General features: G+C 34.6%; 5 protein-coding genes. All 5 read right to left on the bottom strand.

Features of this window, described 5'->3' with window-relative positions; genetic code table 11:
* Window positions 1-268: 268 nt before the first annotated feature.
* The 5 genes from JV528_RS13470 to JV528_RS13450 all read right to left on the bottom strand — a co-directional run bounded on the left by JV528_RS13470 (window position 269) and on the right by JV528_RS13450 (window position 3,422).
* Window positions 269-442, bottom strand: a complete 174-nt coding sequence (locus tag JV528_RS13470; protein WP_204254853.1) for a hypothetical protein — start codon at window positions 440-442, stop codon at window positions 269-271.
* A gap of 324 nt (window positions 443-766) precedes the next feature.
* The gene (locus JV528_RS13465) at window positions 767-1,876 is read right to left on the bottom strand and encodes a relaxase/mobilization nuclease domain-containing protein (protein ID WP_204254852.1); all 1,110 of its coding nucleotides are present in this window, start codon (window positions 1,874-1,876) and stop codon (window positions 767-769) included.
* On the bottom strand, window positions 1,858-2,196 hold the full coding sequence (locus JV528_RS13460; protein WP_204254851.1) for a plasmid mobilization protein: 339 nt from the start codon (window positions 2,194-2,196) through the stop codon (window positions 1,858-1,860). Before JV528_RS13460 ends, JV528_RS13465 begins: the two co-directional genes overlap by 19 nt.
* Before the next feature lie 413 nt (window positions 2,197-2,609).
* Window positions 2,610-3,179, bottom strand: a complete 570-nt coding sequence (locus tag JV528_RS13455; RefSeq protein ID WP_069996713.1) for a replication protein — start codon at window positions 3,177-3,179, stop codon at window positions 2,610-2,612.
* 81 nt (window positions 3,180-3,260) lie between these two features.
* Window positions 3,261-3,422: a ribbon-helix-helix domain-containing protein gene (locus tag JV528_RS13450; protein WP_165628176.1), complete on the bottom strand. Its 162-nt coding sequence runs from the start codon at window positions 3,420-3,422 to the stop codon at window positions 3,261-3,263.
* Window positions 3,423-3,605 lie beyond the last annotated feature (183 nt).

The raw sequence follows: 3,605 nt of genomic DNA, 5'->3' as shown, positions 1-3,605 counted from the left end.
CAAAAAACACTTAAATTGATATGACATTTCATATCATGTTATAACATACTAATAGCATATTGCAGAATCGGCCATAGTTACTCGTGGCAGATATAAAAATTAATGCGTGTGAGTAATGCCATAACGCTTACGGAAGGTCGGCGTTTGTACTAACTGGCAATTGACCTGTCTGTCGTTTGTCGACTCTGCGCGAACGTTAAAATTCAAATGCACGAGTTATCCTGTTAGTAGGACAATATGCTATAAAAGAGCACTGACCCAAAAAGGATCAGTGCTCTTTTTGTATATTATTAAAAATCTTTTGCGTTCTAGCCTCTATTTCTACAATACGGCCAATTATCGTTTCGTCATCATATCTATCCAAAAAAGCTTTTAACTCTTCAACCGAACCATTAATATATTCTAATTCCTTAACTACTAATTCTTTTGTATCATCATTCATTCCAAGCACTCCCTTTATATGTTTATTCCAATTCCTCTATTTGCCGACGATTCTGCGCTCCTTAATAATCCTAAAGCTGTCCATCGGTCGATTTGATAGCTGACGCTATCCGACCGCTGGCGCTTTTAGTCTAATTAAGGGCTCTCATCGACAAATAGATTTTCTCGGCATAAAACGTGCTTAATCATTTATGTGGCTCATATAACCCCTATAAAATGCAAAATAAGGACTAATATCGTTGTTAGGATACTTGAACCCCCAATATTGATTAAATGGTTTCTAAGGTTATTCATATTGCTTGTGTGACGTATATGCATAACCATTCTATTGAAGTTCTGGTCCATCGAGTTCAATTTCGAGTTGTGGCTCTGCTCTATCTTCTCCAATGTCGGCTTGATTGTCTCTAACATTTTCTTGTTCTCTATCTGGAAGTTCTTCATCTGCTCGTCCATTAAGTTCTGCAGTGCGTTCATTATGCTTTTTAAATGCTCTACGGAAGTCTCGTTCTCGCTTGCTATTTCTTTTTGTGCCTTTGCGATTTGGTTTAGTATCTTGTCCGACGCTTTGTGTATCGCCGTTATCTCTTGAGTAATGCTCGATTCTAGTAACATCGGCTCGTTTCTCAATGTCCTTATCTGTGCCTCTAGATCTTTCATTTGTTCTAGTAACTTGTTTTGGTCTATCTGATTGCGTCTGTTGTTCTGTTCGTTCACTCTCTCTGTTAAGCTCATTATTTATCGTTCCTTTCTCGTAAGCATTGCCTAAAGTTTTACCTCTAACAAATGCTTTTTTATCGGGATGTTTGAAACTGATATTCTTTCCACGTTCTTTAACTTCAATACCGTAGTTCTCTTGCATATTATCTTTAAATTCATCAAAACTATTTGAATTTAGTTTTTCTTTATCAATCGCTTGTCTAATTTCATCTTTCCAACTAACTTGACCTTTTTCTATAATTGCTCTTTCTGCCTGCGTGTACCTAATTTGTGCTTGTTTGTTGCTAGAATTAATTAAATTGTATCTTTGGCATAACTCATTACTTTTATTACGCATTTCATAAAGCTTATTTCTATCATTCACAAATTTTTTCCCTGTATTCATATTCACACTATTTATGCATATATGATTATGAATATGGTCTCTATCTGTATGCGTATAAATCGTTATTTCATGGTCTGGTGCAACTTCTTTTGCTAATTCTTGACCTATCTCATTGGCTTCTTCTGGTGTGATATTATCTTCTGGATCGAATGACTGAATTAAATGATAACCCTGTCGTCCGTCGTTTTTATTAAATATCATTCGTGTTGTTTTCATCTGCTCTTTCGCAAACTCATCATCAACATTTACACCCGATTGTACTTCTGCTTTCTTTTCGGCATACGATATAAGCCTATTTAAAGACTTTGTAGCGCTTATTTTAATAACTGCCATAATTTACCCATCTCGTTTCTTAAATCGCCTAATTCGTCTAATAATACGTTTCCTATGTCATAATCAATTAAATCTTTTGTATTTACTGCTCTTGTAATCTGATTAATATTTGTTCCAATTGCTCTTAACTCTTTCGCAATTTCAATTGCACCTTGTCTATCAATCAATGGTGCTTTTATACGCTTTTTCTGCGCTGCGTCTTTTGCAAGCATTGGAACAGATGTATTTAACGTTTCTGCCATTTGTTCAAGTCGCTCATATTCTTCTTGTGTCACTCTGAACTTTATTTGCTTGCTTTCTCGTCTATTCTCCGTAGCCAAAAATCGCACCCCTTTCTCATCAAGTTTAGGGGGCGACGGCAAAAATGTGCCGTCAAATTTGCCCCCTAAAGCTATCATGTTTTTAGTCTGGCGCTTAATCTTTGCGCCACCCTAAAAAACGCCCGTATGTTGATTTATTTAATTGTCGGCACCAATTAAATAAACAACTTTACGGCCTCATCATAGCATTGATGAGAGGGATTTGGTAAGATACGTGTATGGTACCCATACACCTACTTGTTGGGATTATATCCCAAACCCTTTATGTTTTTGCTAACGCAAAAAGGGACTGAATAAATCAGTCCCAAAGTTCAAAACCCAGCAACCAAAAATATGGTTGCTATATGTTCATTTAATTTTATGATCTACTCGTTTAAACTCGTAGAATAAAATTAAATTCTCTAAGTTCAAAATCATCTTCGCTTATCTTCTGAATGTCTAAGCGAACGTACAACATTTGTAAACAATATAGTGTTATCACAAGCAACTTTAAATAAATTATAGTCATTCATTCTAAGTATATTTAATAAATCTATATATTCTGTAATTCCATTATCGTTAATTATATCCATTATTTTTCCAATAGCCTCATACTTTTCTTCTTTTGTTAATGACACATAAGAAGATATATCAAAGCCATTATATAATTTTATATCTTTTTCATCGTATTGATATTTTTCAGGGTTATCCATGTGAGTGAAATATCTATATGCACCACGCACGCTTTCTAATTTAACAGGTTGAGGTGCATTTACTTTTTCAGCTATTTTCATTGCTGCATTTTGAGTAACTGGCCCGTCCCATATTAATATTACATGCCAATGTGGTTTTTTTATTTCTCCATCTGGATTTGTATCTTTATCATGCAAAGGAGAAACTGCAAATTGCATAAAAGTTTCCTCTAATAATTCTTGCCAATTTTCGGGGGCTGATTCTGGGTAAACAACCATACCCCACGTTCTTGATTTAGTGTATTTAGCCATGGTATTATATTGGTGATTAACAAAACATGTCACGTCATGACATCATCGAAAAAGAATCTTGTTAGGGCAAGGTTCTTTTTTTTATCCTAAATCACCATACTCCTTTCTTAAATATTTAGTGATCAACGTTTCAATCTGACTAGACTTATTTATTTTATATTTTTTATTCACTTTTTCTAATTCCTCAATTAGCTCTGGCGGTAATGTAATATTTAATCTTTTTCTCTCTTTTTTATTCTCCAATATCAAAAAACACCTCCAAAATTGCTTATGTGTTCAATATACATATCTATGCGCATAAAGTCAATAATATGCTCATTATTTTTCACAATGCACAATGCACTCCTAGGGGGGGTCGTAGTACCCCCCTAGGAAAACACCCCAAAATATGTGAAACAACCTCAAAAAAAATACTAACCCAAAAAC

The sequence above is a fragment of the Staphylococcus sp. GDB20D11A genome (assembly GCF_016893255.1).
GTDB lineage: Bacteria > Bacillota > Bacilli > Staphylococcales > Staphylococcaceae > Staphylococcus > Staphylococcus aureus.
This window is presented reverse-complemented; position numbering and strand designations above follow the sequence as displayed.